This window comes from Streptomyces sp. NBC_01077 (assembly GCF_045162855.1).
Classification (GTDB): Bacteria; Actinomycetota; Actinomycetes; order Streptomycetales; family Streptomycetaceae; genus Streptomyces.
In genome coordinates this window covers 3,639,716-3,659,337 of the sequence record NZ_CP108669.1, presented here as the reverse complement: position 1 = coordinate 3,659,337, position 19,622 = coordinate 3,639,716, and the positions used below count along the sequence as shown (strand labels likewise).

Sequence of the window (19,622 nt, the reverse complement as noted above, 5' to 3'; positions counted from 1 at the left end):
GGGCCGAGCCACCGGAACCGCTTCACGCGGCGCCGGTGGATTCCAGGAATCAGCCACAAGGAGACCGAACCGTGAAGAGCGCCGTGGAGACCCTGAACCCGACCCGGGTTCGGCTCACTGTCGAGGTGCCCTTCGAGGAGCTCAAGGACAGCCTCGACGCGGCGTACAAGAAGATCAACCAGCAGGTCACGGTCAAGGGCTTCCGTAAGGGCAAGATCCCTGCTCGCGTGATCGACCAGCGGTTCGGCCGCGGCGCCGTGCTGGAAGAGGCCGTCAACGACGCGCTCCCGAAGTTCTACACCGAGGCCGTCAACGAGGCCGAGGTCAACCCGCTCGGCCAGCCCGAGGTCGACATCACCGAGCTGAAGGACGGCGAGCTGCTGGCCTTCACCGCCGAGGTCGACATCCGCCCGACGCTCGAGATCCCGGACTACTCCGGCATCGAGGTCACCGTCGACGCGGTCGAGGTCACCGACGAGGACATCGAGAAGTCCGTGGAGCAGCTCCGCGAGCGCTTCGCCTCGACCTCCGCGGTCGAGCGCGCCGCCCAGGAGGGTGACGTCGTCACCATCGACCTCGAGGCCAAGGTCGAGGGCGAGGTCCTCCCCGACGGTGTCGCCGACGGTGTCTCGTACACCATCGGTTCGGGCGAGCTGCTCGACGGCATCGACGAGGCCGTCAAGGGCCTGGAGGCCGGTGGCGAGGCCACCTTCACCTCGCAGCTGAAGGGCGGCTCCGCCGAGGGCAAGGACGCGGAGGTCACCGTCAAGGTCACCACCGTCTCCGCCCGTGAGCTCCCCGAGCTCGACGACGAGTTCGCGCAGATGGCGTCGGAGTTCGACACCCTCGACGAGCTCAAGGCCGACAGCCGCAAGCGCCTCGAGAACATGAAGCAGTTCGACCAGGCCACCCAGGCCCAGGAGCGCGTCCTCGACGAGCTCCTCAAGCTGGTCGAGGTCCCGATGCCCGAGAAGCTTCTCGAGGACGAGATCAACACCCGCAAGCACAACCTGGAGCACCACCAGCTCGGCCAGATGGGCCTCGACCTCGCGAAGTACCTGGAGATCCAGGGCAAGACCGAGGAAGAGTTCCTGGCCGAGACCAAGGAGCAGGCCGAGAAGGGCATCAAGACGCAGTTCATCCTCGATGAGCTCGTCAACAAGGAGAAGCTCGACGTCTCCCGCGAGGAGCTCACCGAGCACCTGTTCCGCCGTGCCGCCTCCTCCGGCATGAGCCCCGACCAGTTCGCCCAGGCCGTGGCCGAGGGTGGCCAGGTTCCGATGCTCGTCGGCGAGGTCGCCCGCGGCAAGGCCCTCGCGGTCGTCGTCGAGGCCGCCAAGGTCCTCGACAGCAACGGTGAGGTCGTCGACCTCTCGGACGACGAGGACGAGGTCGAGACCGCCGCCGAGGCCGTCGAGGCCGTCACCGGCGAGGCCGAGGTCTCCGAGGACAAGTAAGGGGCCCCCGCCCCGCGCGGACCCTGTGACACGGGCCCGTACGCACTCCTGTGCGTACGGGCCCGTGGACGTACGAGGACCCGGCTACGCGCCCCCGACTACCTTGCGCTCCCAGCGAACAGTTCGGGAACCGGGATGGCGTTGTCCTACCTGCGCGTTAGGGTCCATGAAGAGAGGGCAGTGCCCTCGGTACGAGACGCTGAGACGGCCCTGGCCGTCGGAGACGAGCAGGTGGATACGTGACGAATCTGAAGCCTTACGCCGCGGGTGAGCCGTCCATCGGTGGCGGCCTCGGCGACCATGTCTACAACCGGCTGCTCGGCGAGCGGATCATCTTCCTCGGCCAGCAGGTCGACGACGAGATCGCCAACAAGATCACCGCTCAGATGCTCCTCCTGGCCGCCGAGCCGGAGAAGGACATCTTCCTCTACGTCAACAGCCCCGGCGGCTCGGTGACGGCCGGCATGGCGGTCTACGACACCATGCAGTTCATCCCGAACGACGTCGTCACCATCGGTATGGGCATGGCGGCCTCGATGGGCCAGTTCCTGCTCACCGCCGGCACCCCCGGCAAGCGCTTCGCGCTGCCGAACACCGACATCCTGATGCACCAGGGCTCCGCCGGCATCGGCGGCACCGCCTCCGACATCAAGATCCAGGCCGAGTACCTCCTGCGCACGAAGAAGCGCATGGCCGAGATCACCTCGCACCACTCGGGCCAGACCGTCGAGACGATCATCCGCGACGGTGACCGCGACCGCTGGTTCACCGCCGAGGAGGCCAAGGACTACGGCCTCATCGACGACATCATCACGCACGCCGCAGGTGTTCCGGGCGGCGGCGGTACGGGCGCCTGAGCCCCGTCCGCCCACCCAAGAGCCCCAGCCCACCGAACGCCACCAGGACGGTGAACACCCAGATGCAGAACAACCTCTCCGCGAGCGGCCTCTACACCGGCGCGCCGATGGACAACCGCTACGTCGTGCCGCGCTTCGTCGAGCGCACCTCGCAGGGCATCCGCGAGTACGACCCGTACGCCAAGCTCTTCGAGGAGCGCGTGATCTTCCTCGGCGTGCAGATCGACGACGCCTCCGCCAACGACGTCATGGCGCAGCTGCTGTGCCTGGAGTCGATGGACCCGGACCGCGACATCTCGATCTACATCAACAGCCCCGGTGGCTCCTTCACCGCGCTGACGGCGATCTACGACACCATGCAGTTCGTGAAGCCGGACATCCAGACGGTCTGCATGGGCCAGGCGGCCTCCGCCGCGGCCGTGCTGCTCGCCGCCGGTACGCCCGGCAAGCGGATGGCCCTGCCGAACGCCCGTGTGCTGATCCACCAGCCCTCCGGCGGCACCGGCCGCGAGCAGCTCTCCGACCTGGAGATCGCCGCCCGCGAGATCCTGCGCATGCGCAGCCAGCTCGAGGAGATGCTGGCCAAGCACTCCTCGACGCCGATCGAGAAGATCCGCGACGACATCGAGCGTGACAAGATCCTGACCGCCGAGGACGCCCTCGCGTACGGCCTGGTCGACCAGATCGTCTCGACCCGTAAGAGCACGGCCTCCGCCGAGCGCTGACGCCCGACCTTCCCCTGGCACGGCCCGTGTGGCCGAATCACGACCATGTGAACCGTGCCAAGGGGGGCCCGAACGGGGGGCCCGGCAAGGTACCGTCGAATATGAGGCACCAGGAGTCGCTGAACCAAGCACTCCCAGGCGAAGGGGAAGCACCTCGTGGCACGCATCGGTGATGGCGGCGACCTGCTCAAGTGCTCGTTCTGCGGAAAGAGCCAGAAGCAGGTGAAGAAGCTCATCGCAGGACCCGGTGTGTACATCTGCGACGAGTGCATCGACCTCTGCAACGAGATCATCGAGGAAGAACTCGCGGAGACGAGCGAGGTGCGCTGGGAGGAACTCCCCAAGCCCCGCGAGATCTACGAGTTCCTCGAGGGTTACGTCGTCGGGCAGGAGCCCGCGAAGAAGGCCCTCTCGGTCGCGGTGTACAACCACTACAAGCGCGTCCAGGCCGGCGAGAACGGCGGCGCGCAGGGCCGGGACGACGCCATCGAACTGGCGAAGTCCAACATTCTGCTGCTCGGCCCCACGGGCTCCGGGAAGACGCTGCTCGCGCAGACCCTGGCCCGCATGCTCAACGTCCCGTTCGCCATCGCCGACGCGACGGCGCTGACGGAGGCCGGCTATGTCGGCGAGGACGTCGAGAACATCCTGCTCAAGCTGATCCAGGCGGCCGACTACGACGTCAAGAAGGCCGAGACCGGGATCATCTACATCGACGAGATCGACAAGGTCGCCCGTAAGAGCGAAAACCCGTCGATCACCCGCGATGTCTCCGGCGAGGGCGTGCAGCAGGCCCTCCTGAAGATCCTGGAAGGGACCACGGCCTCGGTTCCCCCGCAGGGCGGCCGTAAGCACCCGCACCAGGAGTTCATCCAGATCGACACGACGAACGTGCTCTTCATCGTGGGCGGCGCCTTCGCCGGCCTCGAGAAGATCATCGAGTCGCGGGCGGGCGCCAAGGGCATCGGCTTCGGGGCGACCATCCGCTCCAAGCGCGAGATCGAGGCGAGCGACCAGTTCCAGGAGGTCATGCCGGAGGACCTGGTGAAGTTCGGGATGATCCCCGAGTTCATCGGCCGTCTCCCCGTCCTCACCTCCGTCCACAACCTGGACCGCGAGGCGCTCCTCCAGATCCTGGTCGAGCCGCGCAACGCACTGGTGAAGCAGTACCAGCGCCTCTTCGAACTCGACGGCGTGGAGCTGGACTTCGACCGCCCGGCCCTGGAGGCCATCGCCGACCAGGCGATCCTGCGCGGCACCGGCGCGCGTGGCCTGCGGGCCATCATGGAGGAGGTCCTCCAGTCGGTGATGTACGAGGTCCCGTCCCGCAAGGACGTGGCCCGCGTCGTCATCACGGCGGACGTCGTCCGGAACAACGTCAACCCGACGCTGGTCCCGCGGATCGTGAAGAACGACGGCAGGCACGAGAAGTCGGCCTGAGCCGTACGGACATGGAAGGGGCGCCCCGCCGACTGGCGGGGCGCCCCTTCTCCGTACGCGCGTCGCGGATCAGACCTTGACGCGGATCTCCTTGCGGAACTTGGCGGTGATGGCGGCCGCCTCCTCGCCGGTCCCGGACTTGCCCGCGAGCAGCGAGGCCACATCGATCGGGACGACGAAGCCCACCGTGCTGTGGTCGGCCCAGACACACATGTTCATGGTCATCGCGGGGGTTCCCTCGGTGGCGTCGGCCTCCGTCTTGGCCTGCTGGCACTTGAGAACCGCGCCGTCGGCCTCCGCCGGCGTGTACGTCTTGGGGCTGTCGACGAGCTGCGGCTCGTCACCCTTGCCCTTGTCCTTCTCGGCCTCGGCCTTGATGCTGGCGAAGATGCCGTCGACGACCTTCTCGGGGTCGTCGATCTCGCCGTAGAGACCGCTGAAGGAGAGAGCCTTGCCCCCCAGGGGGTTGGCCTTGTTCTCCACCTTGTAGCCGGCCTGGACCTGGGTGGCGTTCTTGACGCCGCTCTGCTCCGCCTTCTCCAGGAACTTCTTCCCGTCGGAGTCCTGGTCCTTGGCGTCCTTCTTGTACTCGCCGAGGACCGTCTCCGGGGTGGTCAGCTTGTGCGGGCCGTCGTCCGCGACCGAGGCGCCGCCCCCGCCGAACACGAAGTACGCGCCCACGCCCAGCGCCGCGACCACTGCGACCGCGCCGATGATCCAGCCGGCCTTCGACTTCTTCGCGGCCGGCGGGGGCGGCATGTAGCCGCCGGGGCCCTGGGGGGCGCCGTACTGGGGCTGCTGGCCGTAGGGGCCGGGCTGCTGGGCCTGCGGGTAGCCGTACGGCTGCTGCTGCTGCGGCGGGACGCCCTGCGGGGCCTGCTGGGGGTACCCGTAACCAGGCTGGGGGGCCTGCGGCTGGCCGTACGGGCCCGGCTGCTGCGGCTGCTGGCCGTAAGGGCCCGGCTGCTGGCCGTAGGGCCCGGGCTGCTGCGGCTGCTGGCCGTACGGGCCCGGCTGGTTGTAGCTCATCGACAGGTTCCCCTCACAGGATGTTTATGCCTACCGAACATCCTGGCGGAACCGCCGGGGCGGAAGTGCGGCGGGGGCCACACCGTTACCGAACCAAAGCGTTTCAGGACAAGGCGAGGACACCCCTAAACTGGCCCCGTGACCGAGAACACTCAGCAGCAGACAGCGCCCACCACCGAACTGCCGACCCAGTACGCGCCGGCCGAGGTAGAGGGGGAGCTGTACGAGCGCTGGGTAGAGCGCGGGTACTTCGAGGCGGACGCGAAGAGCGAGAAGCCGGCGTACACGATCGTCATCCCGCCGCCGAACGTCACCGGCTCGCTCCACCTGGGCCACGCCTTCGAGCACACGCTGATCGACGCCCTCACCCGCCGCAAGCGCATGCAGGGCTTCGAGACGCTCTGGCAGCCCGGCATGGACCACGCGGGCATCGCCACCCAGAACGTCGTCGAGCGTGAGCTCGCCAAGGAGGGCAAGTCCCGCCACGACCTGGGCCGCGAAGCCTTCGTCGAGCGTGTCTGGGAATGGAAGGCCGAGTCCGGTGGGCAGATCGCCGGCCAGATGCGGCGCCTCGGCGAGGGCCTCGCGTGGAGCCGGGACCGCTTCACCATGGACGAGGGCCTGTCCCGGGCCGTCCAGACCGTCTTCAAGAAGATGTTCGACGACGGGCTGATCTACCGCGCCGAGCGCATCATCAACTGGTGCCCGCGCTGTCTGACGGCCATCTCCGACATCGAGGTCGACTACCAGGACGACGACGGCGAGCTCGTCTCCATGAAGTACGGCGAGGGTGACGACACCATCGTCGTCGCGACGACCCGCGCGGAGACGATGCTCGGCGACACCGCCGTCGCCGTCCACCCCGACGACGAGCGCTACGCCCACCTGATCGGCAAGCGGATCAAGCTGCCGCTGACCGACCGGACCATCCCGGTCGTCGCCGACACGCACGTCGACCCGGAGTTCGGCACCGGCGCCGTCAAGGTGACCCCGGCGCACGACCCGAACGACTTCGCCATCGGCCAGCGCCACGACCTCGAGTCCATCGAGGTCCTCGACGAGCGCGGTGTGATCACCGTCCACGGCCCCTTCCAGGGCCTGGACCGCTTCGAGGCGCGCTCCGCGATCGTCGCCGCCCTGCGGGCCGACGGCCGGATCGTCGCCGAGAAGCGCCCGTACGTCCACTCCGTCGGCCACTGCTCGCGCTGCAAGACGACGCTGGAGCCGCGTCTGTCGCTGCAGTGGTGGGTCAAGGTCGAGACCCTCGCCAAGGCCGCCGGTGACGCGGTCCGCGACGGCCGGGTCGACATCCACCCGGCCGACATGTCGCAGCGGTACTTCGACTGGGTCGACAACCTCAACGACTGGTGCATCTCGCGCCAGCTGTGGTGGGGCCACCGCATCCCCGTCTGGCACGGTCCCGACGGCGAGCTGGTCTGCGTCGGTCCCGACGAGCAGCCGCCCACGGGCGAGGGCTGGACGCAGGACACCGACGTCCTCGACACGTGGTTCTCGTCCGGCCTGTGGCCGTTCTCCACGCTCGGCTGGCCCGAGAAGACCCCGGACCTGGAGAAGTTCTACCCGAACTCCGTCCTGGTCACCGGCTATGACCTGATGTTCTTCTGGGTCGCCCGGATGATGATGTTCGGTCTGTACGCGATGGACGGTCAGCCGCCGTTCCGCACGATCGCGTTCCACGGGATGGTCCGCGACGAGTTCGGCAAGAAGATGTCGAAGTCGTTCGGGAACACCGTCAACCCGCTGGACTGGATGGACAAGTACGGCTCCGACGCCCTGCGCTTCACCCTGGCCAAGGGCGCCAACCCGGGCGTCGACGTCCCGATCGGCGAGGACTGGGTCCAGGCGTCGCGGAACTTCGCCAACAAGATCTGGAACGCGACCCGTTTCGCGATGATGAACGGCGCCACGATCGAGGGCCCGCTGCCGGACGCCTCCCAGATGTCCGCCACGGACCGCTGGATCCTGTCCCGCCTCAACGAGACCGTCGCCCAGGTCGACGCGTACTACGAGGACTTCCAGTTCGCCAAGCTCGCCGACGCGCTCTACCACTTCGCGTGGGACGAGGTCTTCGCCTGGTACGTCGAGCTGTCGAAGACCACGTTCTTCGCGGGCGGCGAGGGCGCCAAGGTCTCCGGCCGGGTCCTCGGCGAGGTCCTGGACGTCATGCTGCGGCTGCTGCACCCGATCGTCCCGTTCGTCACCGACACCCTGTGGACGACCCTCACCGGCGGTGAGTCCCTGGTGATCGCCGAGTGGCCGAAGGACAGCGGCTTCCGCGACGAGGCCGCGGAGAAGGAGATCGAGCTGGTCCAGCGGGTCGTCACCGAGGTCCGCCGCTTCCGCAAGGAGCAGGGCCTCCAGGACGCCCAGAAGGTGCCGGCCCGCCTGACCGTCGACGGCACCCCGCTCGTCGCGCACGAGGCCGCCATCCGCCAGATCCTGCGCCTCCAGCCGGAGGGTGAGGGCTTTGCCGCCACCGCCTCCCTGCCGGTCGCGGGCGCCACGGTCGCGCTCGACCTGTCGGGCACGATCGACGTGGCCGCGGAGCGCAAGCGCCTCGCGAAGGACCTCGCGGCCGCCGAGAAGGAGAAGGCCCAGGCGAACGGGAAGCTCGGCAACGAGGCGTTCCTGGCCAAGGCCCCGGACAACGTGGTCGACAAGATCCGTGCCCGGCTCGCCAAGGCGGACGAGGACATCGCCCGCATCGAGGCCCAGCTGGCGAGCCTGCCGCAGGCCTAGTACGGCATGACGAAGGGGCCCGGAACCGTGACACGGTTCCGGGCCCCTTCGTCATGCCCCTCAGGGCAGGAATAGGGACGAAGTGCCCGATGTCACATCAGACGGGACTTCAGGTCCACGGCATCGGGACGAAAGACCTTGGATGATGGAAGGCATGCTCCGCCTCCCCACCGTCCCCGCGCTGCGCCGTTGCGTGGACCGGTGGGCGGTCTCGCCCCGCGCCCTCGACGTCGTCGCCGCGCTCAGCGCCTTCGGCCTCATGTGCCTGGACGTGCCGGGGCTCGCCCGCGCCGACAACTCCCTGACCGGGGTCACCGCCACCCTGGTCCTCGCCGCCGGTGCCGCCACCCTGGTGCTCCGGCGACGGCTGCCCTGGCTGCCGTACCTGGTGGCGCTCGGGCTCATGGGGTGGCTGCACGAGCTGACCATGATCCAGTTCGCGCTGTACTCGATCGGCCGCTACCGGGGCCGCCGCGCCGCCGTCGTCGCCACCCTGCTGTACGTCGGTGTCGCCTACGGCCTCTTCCAGACACCCGGCTGGCCCGCCCGGCACGGCGACACCCTGAGCGACTTCCTGAGCCTGGTCGTCCCGATCGGCGTCCTCGCCGCGGGCGTCGGCATCGCCGCCTACCGGCAGGACCTCGTCCGCGCCCTGGAGGTCCAGCGGCGCGAGGCCGCCGCCCGGCAGGCCGTCCAGGAGGAGCGGATCTCCGTCGGCCGGGACGTCCACGACCTGGTCGGCCGCGAGCTGACCGTCCTCGCGGTACGGGCCGAGGTCCTCGCCGTACGGGCCAGGGGAGACGGTCACCAGAAGGACTTCGAGGAGCTCGCGGACACCGCCCGACGGGCCCACCTCATGCTCAACGAGACGATCGTGCGCCGCGCCGACCGGGAGGCGGCCACCCCCGGCCTCGAAGGGCTCGCCGGGCTCGCCGAGGAGAGCGAGCGGATGGGCAGCCCCGTCGAGCTGACGGTCGCCGAGGAGGCGAAGGCCCTCTCGCCGTTGCGGCAGGCGGCCGTTCACCGGGTCGTCCAGGAGTGCCTGACGAACACCGCCAAGCACGCGCCCGGGCTGCCGGTGACGGTCGCGATCACGGTGGAGGGCCCCGATCTGCGCATCGAGGTGCGCAACCCCCTGCCGAAGACCCCGCCGGACCCGGCCCCCGTCTCGACCGGCACCGGGCTCTTCTCGATGGAGGAGCGGGTCACCAGCATGGGCGGCACGCTGAAGGCCCGCCGGGAGGGCGAGGGCTATGCGGTGACGGCGCTCCTGCCGACCGGCATCACCCCCGGCTAGCGCACCGTCTCCGCCTTCCCCATCACCCTCTGCAGCCCGTCGAAGTCCTCCACGCACCGCCCCGACCCCAGCGCCACACAGTCCAGCGGCCGGTCCGCGACGAAGACCGGGATGCCCGTCGCCGACGCCATCCGCAGGTCGAGGCCCGGCAGCAGCGCCCCGCCGCCGGTCAGCACGATGCCGTGCTCCATGACGTCGCCCGACAGCTCCGGCGGGCACTCCTCCAGGGTCACCCGTACCGCCGAGATGATCGCCTCGACCGGCTCGTCGAGCGCCGCCCGTACCTCCGGCACCGTCAGTTCCACCGTCCGGGGCAGCCCGCTGACCCTCTCCCGGCCGCGCACGGTGAAGGTCCGCCCCTCCCGCTCCTCCTCGCCCGGCACCGGCCAGGCCGTGCCGATCGCGACCTTGACGTCCTCGGCGGTCCGTTCGCCGATGAGCAGCGAGTGCTCCTTGCGGACGAACTCGGTGAGGGCCGCGTCGAGCCGGTCGCCGCCCACCCGCAGGGACTGGGCCGTGACGATCCCGCCGAGGGAGATGACGGCCACCTCGGTCGTACCGCCGCCGATGTCGACGACCATCGAGCCGCGCGGGTCGGAGACCGGCAGCCCGGCGCCGATCGCCGCCGCCATCGGCTCCTCGATGAGGTGGACGGCCCGCGCGCCCGCGGAGAGGGAGGCGTGCACGATCGCCCGCCGTTCGACCTGGGTGACCCCGCTCGGCACGCAGACCACCATGCGCGTGCGCGGCCGGCGGCGACCTGGGACGGCCTTGCGCACGAAGTGCCGGATCATCTCCTCGGCCGCCTCGTAGTCGCTGATCACACCGTCCCGCAGCGGCCGGATCGCGGTGATCGAACCCGGTGTACGCCCGATGGTCTCCTTCGCCTCCGTGCCGACCGCGAGCGCGTGCCGCGAGCCCTCCTGCACCGCCACCACGGACGGCTCGTTGAGCACGATGCCCTGGCCGCGTGCGTAGAGGAGCGTGTTGGCCGTGCCGAGGTCGATCCCTATGTCCATGATCGCCAAGTTTGCCGGGCCGGTACGGCGGACGGTGGACCGAAAGTCCCGAAAGGGCGGGTCCATGGTCCTGTCGGTCGTGGTGTCGGTACCCGTCCGTAGACTGGGCCCGTGAGTGAGCCGAGCGACCCGAGTGACCAGTTCGACGACATCGTCGACGCCGAAACCACCCGTGACCCCGACCTGGCGGTGATCGAGGCCGGCAGCCGCACCCTGCGCACGCAGGGCGGCGCGCCCCAGGGCGACCCCGTGCCGAGCCGCCCGGAGGACCCGGAGCTCGACAAGGCGCTGCGCGAGGTCGAGACCGAGCTGTCCACCCGCTGGGGCGAGACCAAGCTGGAGCCCTCGGTCACCCGGATCGCGGCCCTGATGGACGTCCTCGGCGACCCGCAGCGCGCGTACCCCTCGATCCACATCACCGGCACCAACGGCAAGACGTCGACGGCCCGCATGATCGAGGCCCTGCTCGGCGCCTTCGAGCTGCGCACCGGGCGGTACACGTCGCCGCACGTGCAGACCATCACCGAGCGGATCAGCCTGGACGGCGCCCCGATCTCCGCCGAGCGGTTCGTCGAGACGTACCAGGACATCAAGCCGTACGTGGAGCTGGTCGACGCCCGCGAGGAGTACCGGCTCTCCTTCTTCGAGGTCCTCACCGGAATGGCGTACGCGGCCTTCGCCGACGCCCCGGTCGACGCGGCCGTCGTCGAGGTCGGAATGGGCGGCACCTGGGACGCGACGAACGTCATCGACGCCTCCGTCGCCGTCGTCACCCCGATCGACCTGGACCACACCGACCGGCTCGGCGGGACGACAGCCGAGATCGCCGGCGAGAAGTCAGGGATCATCAAGCAGGGCGCGACCGTGATCCTGGCCCAGCAGCCGGTGGACGCGGCGCAGGTCCTGCTGAAGAAGGCCGTCGAGGCGGACGCCACCGTCGCCCGCGAGGGCATGGAGTTCGGCATCGTCGCCCGCGAGGTCGCGGTCGGCGGCCAGCTCCTCACCCTGCGCGGTCTGGGCGGCGAGTACGACAACATCTTCCTGCCGCTGCACGGCGCCTACCAGGCGCACAACGCGGTGGTGGCGCTCGCGGCGGTCGAGGCCTTCTTCGGGATCGGCGCGGAGCACGCGCGGACCCTCGACATCGACACGGTCCGCCAGGCCTTCGCCCAGGTGGCCTCGCCCGGCCGGCTGGAGATCGTCCGCTCCTCCCCGACGGTGATCCTGGACGCCGCGCACAACCCGCACGGCGCGCGCGCGACGGCGGAGGGCGTCAGCGAGGCCTTCGGCTTCTCCCGGCTCATCGGCGTGGTCTCCACGAGCGGCGACAAGGACGCCAGGGGGCTCCTGGAGGCCTTCGAGCCGATCTTCGCGGAGGTCGTCGTCACGGCGAACTCCAACCCCCGTGCCACCGACGTGGACGCGCTTGCCGCGATCGCGGTCGAGGTCTTCGGCGAGGACCGGGTCGTCGTCGAGCCGCGGCTCCCCGACGCCATCGAGGTGGCCATCACCCTCGCCGAGGAAGAGGCCGAGTACGGCGGCGCGGGCGTCCTCGTGACCGGTTCGATCTTCACGGTCGGCGACGCCCGGCTGCTGCTGCGAAGGGGCTGAACCCGATGCGTACGCTCTGTTCCTCGACGCTCATCGGCGAGTTCTTCGTGATCGGCTTCGCCGGTCTCGTCGCCATGAAGGACGACAGCCTCGCGATGTCCACCGTCTGGTGGGTCTGCGGTGTCGCGATGGTCATCTCGGTGCTGCTCTGTGGGATGGTCACCCGCCCCGGCGGTGTGCAGCTCGGCTGGGCCCTGCAGATCGGCCTGATCCTCAGCGGCTTCGTCGTCCCGACGATGTTCTTCCTCGGCGCGGTCTTCGCCGGCCTGTGGTGGGCATCCGTTCACTATGGGCGACGGATCGACGACATCAAGGCACGCTGGGCCGAGGCGCAGGCCGCAGGGGCTTCGGCAGGGCCTGACGCTGCGTAATCGAGGGGCGTGCGGGACCTGTAGCCTCGGAGGTCCCGCACACCGCTTTTCCGAAGGAGTTCCCCCGTGAGCCAGCGCACGCTCGTCCTGCTCAAGCCCGACGCCGTCCGCCGTGGCCTGATCGGCGAGATCATCGGCCGTATCGAGCGCAAGGCCGGCTGGACCCTGGCGGCCCTGGAGCTGCGCGAGCTGGACCAGGAGACCCTGGAGCAGCACTACGGCGAGCACAAGGGCAAGCCCTTCTACGAGCCGCTGATGGGCTTCATGTCCTCCGGTCCCGTCGTCGCGCTCGTCGTCGAGGGTGAGCGGGTCATCGAGGGCGTCCGCCAGCTGGCCGGTCCGACCGACCCGATCGCCGCCGCTCCGGGCTCGATCCGCGGTGACTTCGGCACCATCGTCCGGGAGAACCTGATCCACGCCTCCGACTCCGAGGAGTCGGCCCTCCGCGAGCTGAAGATCTTCTTCCCGGGTCTTGTCTGAGCAATGCTGACCCGGCATCAGCCGAACGCAGCAGCCTGTGGGGCGACCGAAGGAATTTCGGTCGCCCCCAGGCATATGAACGTCGATCCCGGGAACGGATCGCCGCGTCCTACCGTCACCTGTACAGAGGTGGACCACCGCGCGGTATCCGGGCGGGCGGCACTACGATGGAAAACTCCACGCCGCACCACCTTCAGCCACCCATTTCAGCCACCGTTTCGCCTACCTGAGAAGCCGTCAACGCTCGCTGGGGAAGGCCCGAAGCATCCTCATGGGAAACAAGGGGAACTCAATGTCGTTCATCGGCCGTGACATGGCTGTCGACCTCGGGACCGCCAACACGCTGGTGTACGTCAGGGGTCGAGGCATCGTTCTGAACGAGCCGTCCGTCGTCGCCATCAACACCAACACCGGCGGCATCCTCGCGGTCGGCGCGGAGGCGAAGAAGATGATCGGCCGGACCCCCGGCAACATCGTCGCAGTCCGCCCGCTCAGGGACGGCGTGATCGCCGACTTCGAGATCACGGAGCGGATGCTCCGCTACTTCATCCTCAAGATCCACAAGCGCCGCTACCTGGCCCGCCCCCGGGTCGTCGTCTGCGTGCCCTCCGGCATCACCGGCGTGGAGCGCCGCGCCGTCATCGAGGCCTCGACGCAGGCCGGCGCCCGCCAGGTGCACATCATCGAGGAGCCCATGGCGGCGGCCATCGGCTCGGGCCTCCCGGTCCACGAGGCCACCGGCAACATGGTCGTGGACATCGGCGGCGGCACCACCGAGGTCGCCGTCATCTCCCTCGGCGGAATCGTCACGGCACAGTCGATCCGGGTCGCCGGCGACGAGCTGGACAACGCGATCATCCAGCACATCAAGAAGGAGTACTCGCTCCTCCTCGGTGAGCGGACCGCCGAGCAGATCAAGATCACCATCGGCTCCGCGTACGACCTCGACAAGGACGAGCACACCGAGATCCGCGGCCGTGACCTCGTCTCCGGTCTGCCCAAGACCGTGGTCATCTCGGCCGCCGAGGTCCGCAAGGCCATCGAGGAGCCGGTCAACGCGATCGTCGACGCCGTGAAGACCACCCTCGACAAGTGCCCGCCGGAGCTCTCCGGTGACGTCATGGACCGTGGCATCGTTCTCACCGGTGGAGGCGCTCTGCTGCGCGGCCTCGACGAGCGGCTCCGCCGCGAGACCGGCATGCCGATCCACATCGCCGAGGACCCGCTGGACTCGGTGGTGCTCGGCTCCGGCAAGTGCGTGGAGGAGTTCGAGGCCCTCCAGCAGGTGCTGGACGCCCAGCCGCGCCGCTAGAAGCAACGTTTCCACCGCACAGCCGCTTCACCCGCACCTGCTTCACCCGCACAGCCGAACAACGAACCACGAGGAAAGGCACGGCCGCCGCACGTGAGGGACACACGAGAGAGCCGGCTGCTCCTGGTGCTGCTGATCGCCATCGCGTTCGCACTGATCACGGTGGACATCCGCGGCGGTCAGGAGTCACCCGTCGACGGTGCCCGGCAGGCCGCAGCGGCGGTCTTCGGGCCCGTCGAGAACGGTGTGGCGGCCGCCGTCGATCCCATCGGCAACGCCATAGGCGCGGTCCGGGACTCCGGCGAGCGACACACCCGGATCGCCGCTCTGGAGAAGGAGAACGCCGAGCTCAAGGCGGAGCTCGGCAGCGACGACCGCAACCGCAACCGGCTGCGTGAACTCGACTCCATGCTGAAGACCGCCGGCGCCGGGCAGTACGGCATCAAGGGCGCGCAGGTCATCGCCATAGGAGCGGCCCAGGGCTTCTCCTGGACCGTGACCGTCGACGTGGGCGCCCGCGACGGCATCAAGCGGGACATGACCGTACTGAACGGCTCCGGGCTGGTCGGCCGCGTCACCACCGTCGGCCCGTCGACCTCCACGGTCCTCCTCGCCAACGACCCCGACTTCACCGTCGGTACGCGCATGGAGAAGTCCGACGAACTCGGCTTCGCCACCGGCCAGGGCGACCGCCCGCTGCTCGTCCAGCTCCTCAACGGCAAGGCCAAGGTGAAGCCCGGCGACCGGCTCGTCACCTTCGGCTCGCGCGCCGACAAGCCCTTCGTACCCGGCGTCCCGGTCGGCGAGGTCGTCCGCGTCGACCCCGCGGGCGGCGGCCTGACCCGCAACATCTACGTCCGCCCGTACGTCGGCTTCACCAAGCTCGACATCGTCGGCGTCGTCGTCCAGGCCCCCCGCTCCGACCCGCGCGACACGGTCCTGCCGCAGAAGCCCAAGCCCGCGCCGACCGTCACGGTCACGGTCACGCCACCGCCACCGGACGGACAGCAGGCCGCCGACGGGCAGCAGCCGCCGAACACCGACCAGCAGGGCCGGAACCAGCAGGGCCAGGACCAGGGGGACGCGACACCGTGAAGTTCAACCGGATCCTCCTCTCCGCCACCCTGATCGTGGTGGCCCTGGTCGTGCAGGTCTCCGTCCTCGCCCGGCTCCAGCTCCCCGGCGCCGTCCCCGACCTGGTCCTGCTCACCGTCGTCGGCCTCGCCCTCGTCTACGGACCCGTCAGCGGCTCGCTCATCGGCTTCAGCGCCGGGCTCCTCGCCGACCTGGCCCCGCCCGCCGACCACGCCGCCGGCCGCTACGCCCTCGTGCTCTGCGTCATCGGCTACCTGGTCGGCCTGGCCCGCCCGGAGAACGGCCGGCTGACCTCCGCGACCGGCCCCATGGTCGTCGTCGTCGTGGCGGCCGTCGGCTCCACCCTGCTGTACGCGGGGGTGGGCGCCCTCGTCGGCGACACCGCCGCCCGCCATGTCGGCCTGGGGTTCCTGCTGTTCACCGCGGCCGTGTACGACCTGCTCCTCGCGCCCTTCACGGTGCCGCTCATCATGGCCCTGGCCCGCAGAGCCGAGAACGACCCGCTCGCCGACGCCGGCGGGGGCAACGGTGCCGACGTCGCCTCCGGCTGGCTCTCCTCCGGCACGGGCCTGAGGATCGGGAACCAGCGCGGCGGCCTGCGCGTCAAGGCCGCCCGCAGCCGCGCCTCACGGGCCGGACGCATCAAGGGAGTCAAGCGACTGTGACCGAGGGGGCACCGGCGGTATGAGCAACATCCCCGAGACTGGGCGGACCCCCCGGGTCCAGATCCGGCTCGTCGTCATCCAGATCCTCGTCTTCTCGCTGCTGCTGACCCTGGGGGGCCGGCTCTGGTACCTCCAGATCCGCAACGGCAAGGAGTACACGGACGAGGCGAAGAACAACCACGTCCAGCAGGTCGTACAGCCAGCCGTGCGAGGCTCCGTCCTCGACGCCCGCGGCGTGCCGCTCGCCGACAACGAGACCCGCCTCGTGGTCTCCGCGTCCCGCACCGAGCTGATGAAGATGAAGGACCGCGGCAAGACGGTCCTGACCCGGCTCGCCGACGTCCTCGACATGAAGCCCGACGAGGTCATCAACAAGATCCGGCTCTGCGACTCGAAGACGCCCAAGCCCTGCTGGAACGGTTCGCCGTACCAGCCGATCCCCGTCACCGACGAGGCCACCACCCAGCAGGCCCTCCAGATCCGCGAGCGCGCCGAGGACTTCCCCGGCATCACCGCCGAACCCACCGCCGTCCGCCGCTACCCGGCCCCCGGCAAGTCCCGCACCTCCCAGGTCCTCGGCTACCTCTCGCCCGTCACCGACTCCGAGATCGAGAAGGCCAAGGACAGCGACTCGCCGTTCCTCCGCTCCGACCAGATCGGCCGCTCCGGCCTGGAGCGCACGTACGACAGGGAACTGCGCGGCAAGGCCGGCGTCACCCGCTACGAGGTCGACAACCTCGGCCGGGTCATCGGCCAGGCCAAGAACGACCCCGCGGTCCCCGGCTCCAACGTCGTCACCTCCATCGACGCCCGCGTGCAGGCGGTCGCCGAGTGGGAGCTGCACAACGCGATGGTGGAAGCCCGCAAGGTCCACGACAAGAACACCAGCGAGAACTACAAGGCCGACTCCGGCGCCGTCGTCGTCATGGAGACGAAGACCGGCCGGATCGTCGCCATGGCCTCCCAGCCGGACTACGACCCCAACGCCTGGGTCGGCGGCATCTCCGCCAGGGACTACGCGGCCCTCACCGGCAAGGACTCCAACTTCCCGCTCCTCAACCGGGCCATCCAGGGCCAGGCCGCCCCCGGCTCGATCTTCAAGGTCGTCCCGACCACCGCCGCCGTCAACGCCGGATACGACTTCAACGGCCGCTACCCGTGCCCGTCCTCGTACTCCATCGGGGGCCAGGTCTTCAAGAACTTCGAGTCCCAGGGCCACGGCTCCATCACCCTCGGCCAGGCCCTCGAAGTCTCCTGCGACACCGTCTTCTACGCCCTCTCCCACCAGCAGTGGCTGAACGACGGCGGCATGAAGCCGAAGAAGGACGCCAAGGACTGGTTCTACAAGACGGCCCACCAGTTCGGCCTGGGCGCCGAGACCGGCATCGACCTCCCCAACGAGGTCACCGGCCGTGTCCCCGACCGGAAGTGGAAGCAGGACTTCTGGGCGGCCAACAAGGACTACTGGTGCAAGATCGGCAAGCGCGGCGGCACGTACGTCCAGCAGCTCTCCTACGAGAACTGCCTCGAAGGCAACCTGATGCGCGCCGGTGACTCCGTCAACTACTCCATCGGGCAGGGCGACACCCTCGTCACCCCCATCCAGATGGCCACCATCTACGCCGCCATCGCCAACGGCGGCACCCTCTGGAACCCGACCGTCGGCAAGGCCGTCATCAGCCCCGACGGCAAGAAGGTCACCGAGATCAAGCCCAAGGCGCACGGCAGGCTCCCCATGGACGCCAAGACGCAGGCCTTGATAGAGGAAGCCCTCGCGGGAGTCGCCACCCGCGGTACGGCCGCCTGGCGATTCGGCGGCTGGCCGCAGGACAAGATCCCGATGCACGCCAAGACGGGTACCGCCGAGGTCTACGGCAAGCAGACGACCTCCTGGTTCGCCACGTACACCAAGGACTACGCGATCATCATGACGATCGCCCAGGGTGGTACGGGCTCCGGCGCCTCCGGCCCCGCCGTCCGCAACATCTACGACGCGCTCTACGGACTCGACGACGCCGGCAACCAGGACCTCAAGCGCGCCCTCCTGCCGCAGCCGCAGCGGAGCCTCCCGAAGATCGAGCCCGATGGCTCCATCGACGCCCCGAAGATCAAGCCGTACGACCCGGAGATCGGGAAGATCGACCCGAACGCGCCCCTGAACACGCCGGCCGACCCGGGCCAGACCGACCCGGCCGACCCGGCCGACCCGGCCGACCCGGGCCAGACCGACCCCGACAAGCCGGACCAGCAGGAACTCGCGGGCCCGCCCGCCACCTGGCGGAGGGACTGAACCGATGACCGCACCCCACGGCTTCTCCGTCTCCCGGTACGCCCCCGAGCGCGGCACGCTCGCCAAGCTGGCCGCGCGCGACTCGGTGGTCCGCCGGCTCGACTGGCCGATCCTGCTCTCCGCGCTCGCGCTCTCCTTCATCGGGGCGCTGCTCGTCTGGTCCGCCACCCGCGGGCGCACCGAGCTCAACAACGGCGACCCGTACTACTTCCTCTTCCGGCACCTGCTCAACACCGGCATCGGCGTCGCCCTGATGATCGGCACGATCTGGCTCGGCCACCGCACCCTGCGCGGCGCGGTCCCGGTCCTCTACGGCCTCTCGATCGTGCTGATCCTCACCGTCCTCACCCCACTCGGCGCCACCATCAACGGCGCCCACGCGTGGATCGTCGTCGGCGGCGGCTTCTCGCTCCAGCCCAGTGAGTTCGTGAAGATCACGATCATCCTGGTGATGGCGATGCTGCTGGCCGCGAAGGTCGACGCGGGCGACCAGCTCCACCCCGACCACCGCACCGTCGCCAAGGCCCTCACGCTGGCCGCGCTCCCCATGGGCATCGTCATGCTGATGCCCGACCTCGGCTCGGTCATGGTCATGGCCGTCATCGTCCTCGGCGTGCTGCTCGCCTCCGGCGCCTCCAACCGCTGGGTCCTCGGCCTGATCGGCGCGGGCATCGGGGGAGCGGTCCTCGTCACCGCGCTCGGCATGCTCGACGAGTACCAGATCAACCGCTTCGCGGCCTTCGCCAACCCCGACCTCGACCCGGCCGGCGTCGGCTACAACACCAACCAGGCCCGCATCGCGATCGGCTCCGGCGGCCTCCTCGGCGCGGGCCTCTTCAAGGGCTCGCAGACGACGGGCCAGTTCGTACCGGAACAGCAGACCGACTTCGTCTTCACGGTGGCGGGGGAGGAGCTCGGCTTCGTCGGCGCCGGCCTGATCCTCCTCCTCCTCGGCGTCGTCCTCTGGCGGGCCTGCCGGATCGCCCGCGAGACCACCGAGCTCTACGGCACGGTCGTCGCGGCCGGCATCATCGCCTGGTTCGCCTTCCAGTCCTTCGAGAACATCGGCATGACGCTCGGCATCATGCCGGTCGCGGGCCTGCCGCTGCCGTTCGTCTCGTACGGCGGCTCGTCCATGTTCGCCGTGTGGGTGGCGATCGGACTGCTCCAGTCGATCAGGGTGCAGCGACCGATGACGGCCTGAGCCGCCGAGG

Annotated in this window: 16 protein-coding genes; 14 read left to right on the top strand and 2 right to left on the bottom strand. The window is 69.5% G+C overall.

Translation table 11 applies throughout. The annotated features are described in order from the left end of the window. The first annotated feature begins 71 nt into the window (after positions 1-71). The 4 genes from tig (at position 72) to clpX (ending at position 4,479) form a co-directional block, all read left to right on the top strand. Entirely contained in the window at positions 72-1,457 is a 1,386-nt protein-coding gene (tig, locus tag OG462_RS16360) for a trigger factor (RefSeq protein WP_406058230.1), read from the top strand. A 239-nt stretch (positions 1,458-1,696) separates the two neighbouring features. Then, positions 1,697-2,314, top strand: a complete 618-nt coding sequence (locus OG462_RS16355) for an ATP-dependent Clp protease proteolytic subunit (protein ID WP_406058228.1) — start codon at positions 1,697-1,699, stop codon at positions 2,312-2,314. Between the two features lie 62 nt (positions 2,315-2,376). Then, positions 2,377-3,039, top strand: coding sequence for an ATP-dependent Clp protease proteolytic subunit (locus OG462_RS16350; protein ID WP_328944659.1), 663 nt, complete (start codon positions 2,377-2,379; stop codon positions 3,037-3,039). Positions 3,040-3,195: 156 nt separating this feature from the next. Then, complete coding sequence (gene clpX, locus OG462_RS16345; protein WP_015033605.1) at positions 3,196-4,479, top strand: ATP-dependent Clp protease ATP-binding subunit ClpX; 1,284 nt, start codon at positions 3,196-3,198, stop codon at positions 4,477-4,479. A gap of 69 nt (positions 4,480-4,548) precedes the next feature. Here the strand turns inward: clpX and OG462_RS16340 are convergent, their stop codons facing one another. Continuing rightward, entirely contained in the window at positions 4,549-5,508 is a 960-nt protein-coding gene (locus OG462_RS16340) for a hypothetical protein (protein ID WP_406058225.1), read from the bottom strand. A gap of 138 nt (positions 5,509-5,646) precedes the next feature. Here OG462_RS16340 and OG462_RS16335 point away from each other — a divergent pair, with 138 nt between their 5' ends. Both OG462_RS16335 and OG462_RS16330 read left to right on the top strand, forming a co-directional pair. Continuing rightward, the gene (locus OG462_RS16335; RefSeq protein WP_406058223.1) at positions 5,647-8,268 is read left to right on the top strand and encodes a valine--tRNA ligase; all 2,622 of its coding nucleotides are present in this window, start codon (positions 5,647-5,649) and stop codon (positions 8,266-8,268) included. 154 nt (positions 8,269-8,422) lie between these two features. Further along, positions 8,423-9,565, top strand: a complete 1,143-nt coding sequence (locus OG462_RS16330; RefSeq protein ID WP_406058221.1) for a sensor histidine kinase — start codon at positions 8,423-8,425, stop codon at positions 9,563-9,565. On the opposite strand, the gene OG462_RS16325 is transcribed toward OG462_RS16330, so the two are convergent. After that, on the bottom strand, positions 9,562-10,584 hold the full coding sequence (locus OG462_RS16325; protein WP_406058219.1) for a rod shape-determining protein: 1,023 nt from the start codon (positions 10,582-10,584) through the stop codon (positions 9,562-9,564). The two genes, OG462_RS16330 and OG462_RS16325, sit on opposite strands and share 4 nt — an antisense overlap. 111 nt (positions 10,585-10,695) lie before the next feature. On the opposite strand from OG462_RS16325, the gene folC reads away from it, so the two are divergent. The 8 genes from folC to rodA all read left to right on the top strand — a co-directional run bounded on the left by folC (position 10,696) and on the right by rodA (position 19,612). Continuing rightward, positions 10,696-12,195: a bifunctional tetrahydrofolate synthase/dihydrofolate synthase gene (folC, locus tag OG462_RS16320; RefSeq protein WP_406058218.1), complete on the top strand. Its 1,500-nt coding sequence runs from the start codon at positions 10,696-10,698 to the stop codon at positions 12,193-12,195. 5 nt (positions 12,196-12,200) lie between these two features. Further along, positions 12,201-12,566 (top strand): DUF4233 domain-containing protein, encoded by a 366-nt coding sequence (locus OG462_RS16315; RefSeq protein WP_030317602.1) that lies wholly within the window; start codon positions 12,201-12,203, stop codon positions 12,564-12,566. 66 nt (positions 12,567-12,632) lie between these two features. Continuing rightward, the gene (gene ndk, locus OG462_RS16310) at positions 12,633-13,046 is read left to right on the top strand and encodes a nucleoside-diphosphate kinase (RefSeq protein WP_015033594.1); all 414 of its coding nucleotides are present in this window, start codon (positions 12,633-12,635) and stop codon (positions 13,044-13,046) included. A gap of 292 nt (positions 13,047-13,338) precedes the next feature. Further along, positions 13,339-14,358: a rod shape-determining protein gene (locus tag OG462_RS16305; RefSeq protein ID WP_376405907.1), complete on the top strand. Its 1,020-nt coding sequence runs from the start codon at positions 13,339-13,341 to the stop codon at positions 14,356-14,358. Positions 14,359-14,451: 93 nt separating this feature from the next. Continuing rightward, the gene (gene mreC, locus OG462_RS16300; protein ID WP_406058215.1) at positions 14,452-15,453 is read left to right on the top strand and encodes a rod shape-determining protein MreC; all 1,002 of its coding nucleotides are present in this window, start codon (positions 14,452-14,454) and stop codon (positions 15,451-15,453) included. Next, positions 15,450-16,118: a rod shape-determining protein MreD gene (gene mreD / locus OG462_RS16295; protein ID WP_406058214.1), complete on the top strand. Its 669-nt coding sequence runs from the start codon at positions 15,450-15,452 to the stop codon at positions 16,116-16,118. The genes mreC and mreD overlap by 4 nt, the downstream gene beginning before the upstream one ends. 19 nt (positions 16,119-16,137) lie before the next feature. Further along, the gene (gene mrdA / locus OG462_RS16290) at positions 16,138-18,408 is read left to right on the top strand and encodes a penicillin-binding protein 2 (protein WP_406058212.1); all 2,271 of its coding nucleotides are present in this window, start codon (positions 16,138-16,140) and stop codon (positions 18,406-18,408) included. A gap of 4 nt (positions 18,409-18,412) precedes the next feature. Next, positions 18,413-19,612, top strand: coding sequence for a rod shape-determining protein RodA (gene rodA / locus OG462_RS16285; protein WP_406058210.1), 1,200 nt, complete (start codon positions 18,413-18,415; stop codon positions 19,610-19,612). Positions 19,613-19,622: the final 10 nt, after the last annotated feature.

Excerpts from the sequence above, each read along its gene's own strand:
- OG462_RS16340 (WP_406058225.1), bottom strand. The coding sequence starts at position 5,508 with ATGAGCTACAACCAGCCGGGCCCGTACGGCCAGCAGCCGCAGCAGCCC.
- OG462_RS16330 (WP_406058221.1), top strand. The coding sequence starts at position 8,423 with ATGCTCCGCCTCCCCACCGTCCCCGCGCTGCGCCGTTGCGTGGACCGG.
- OG462_RS16325 (WP_406058219.1), bottom strand. The coding sequence starts at position 10,584 with ATGGACATAGGGATCGACCTCGGCACGGCCAACACGCTCCTCTACGCA.
- rodA (WP_406058210.1), top strand. The coding sequence starts at position 18,413 with ATGACCGCACCCCACGGCTTCTCCGTCTCCCGGTACGCCCCCGAGCGC.
- OG462_RS16305 (WP_376405907.1), top strand. The coding sequence starts at position 13,339 with ATGTCGTTCATCGGCCGTGACATGGCTGTCGACCTCGGGACCGCCAAC.
- mrdA (WP_406058212.1), top strand. The coding sequence starts at position 16,138 with ATGAGCAACATCCCCGAGACTGGGCGGACCCCCCGGGTCCAGATCCGG.
- OG462_RS16315 (WP_030317602.1), top strand. The coding sequence starts at position 12,201 with ATGCGTACGCTCTGTTCCTCGACGCTCATCGGCGAGTTCTTCGTGATC.
- OG462_RS16350 (WP_328944659.1), top strand. The coding sequence starts at position 2,377 with ATGCAGAACAACCTCTCCGCGAGCGGCCTCTACACCGGCGCGCCGATG.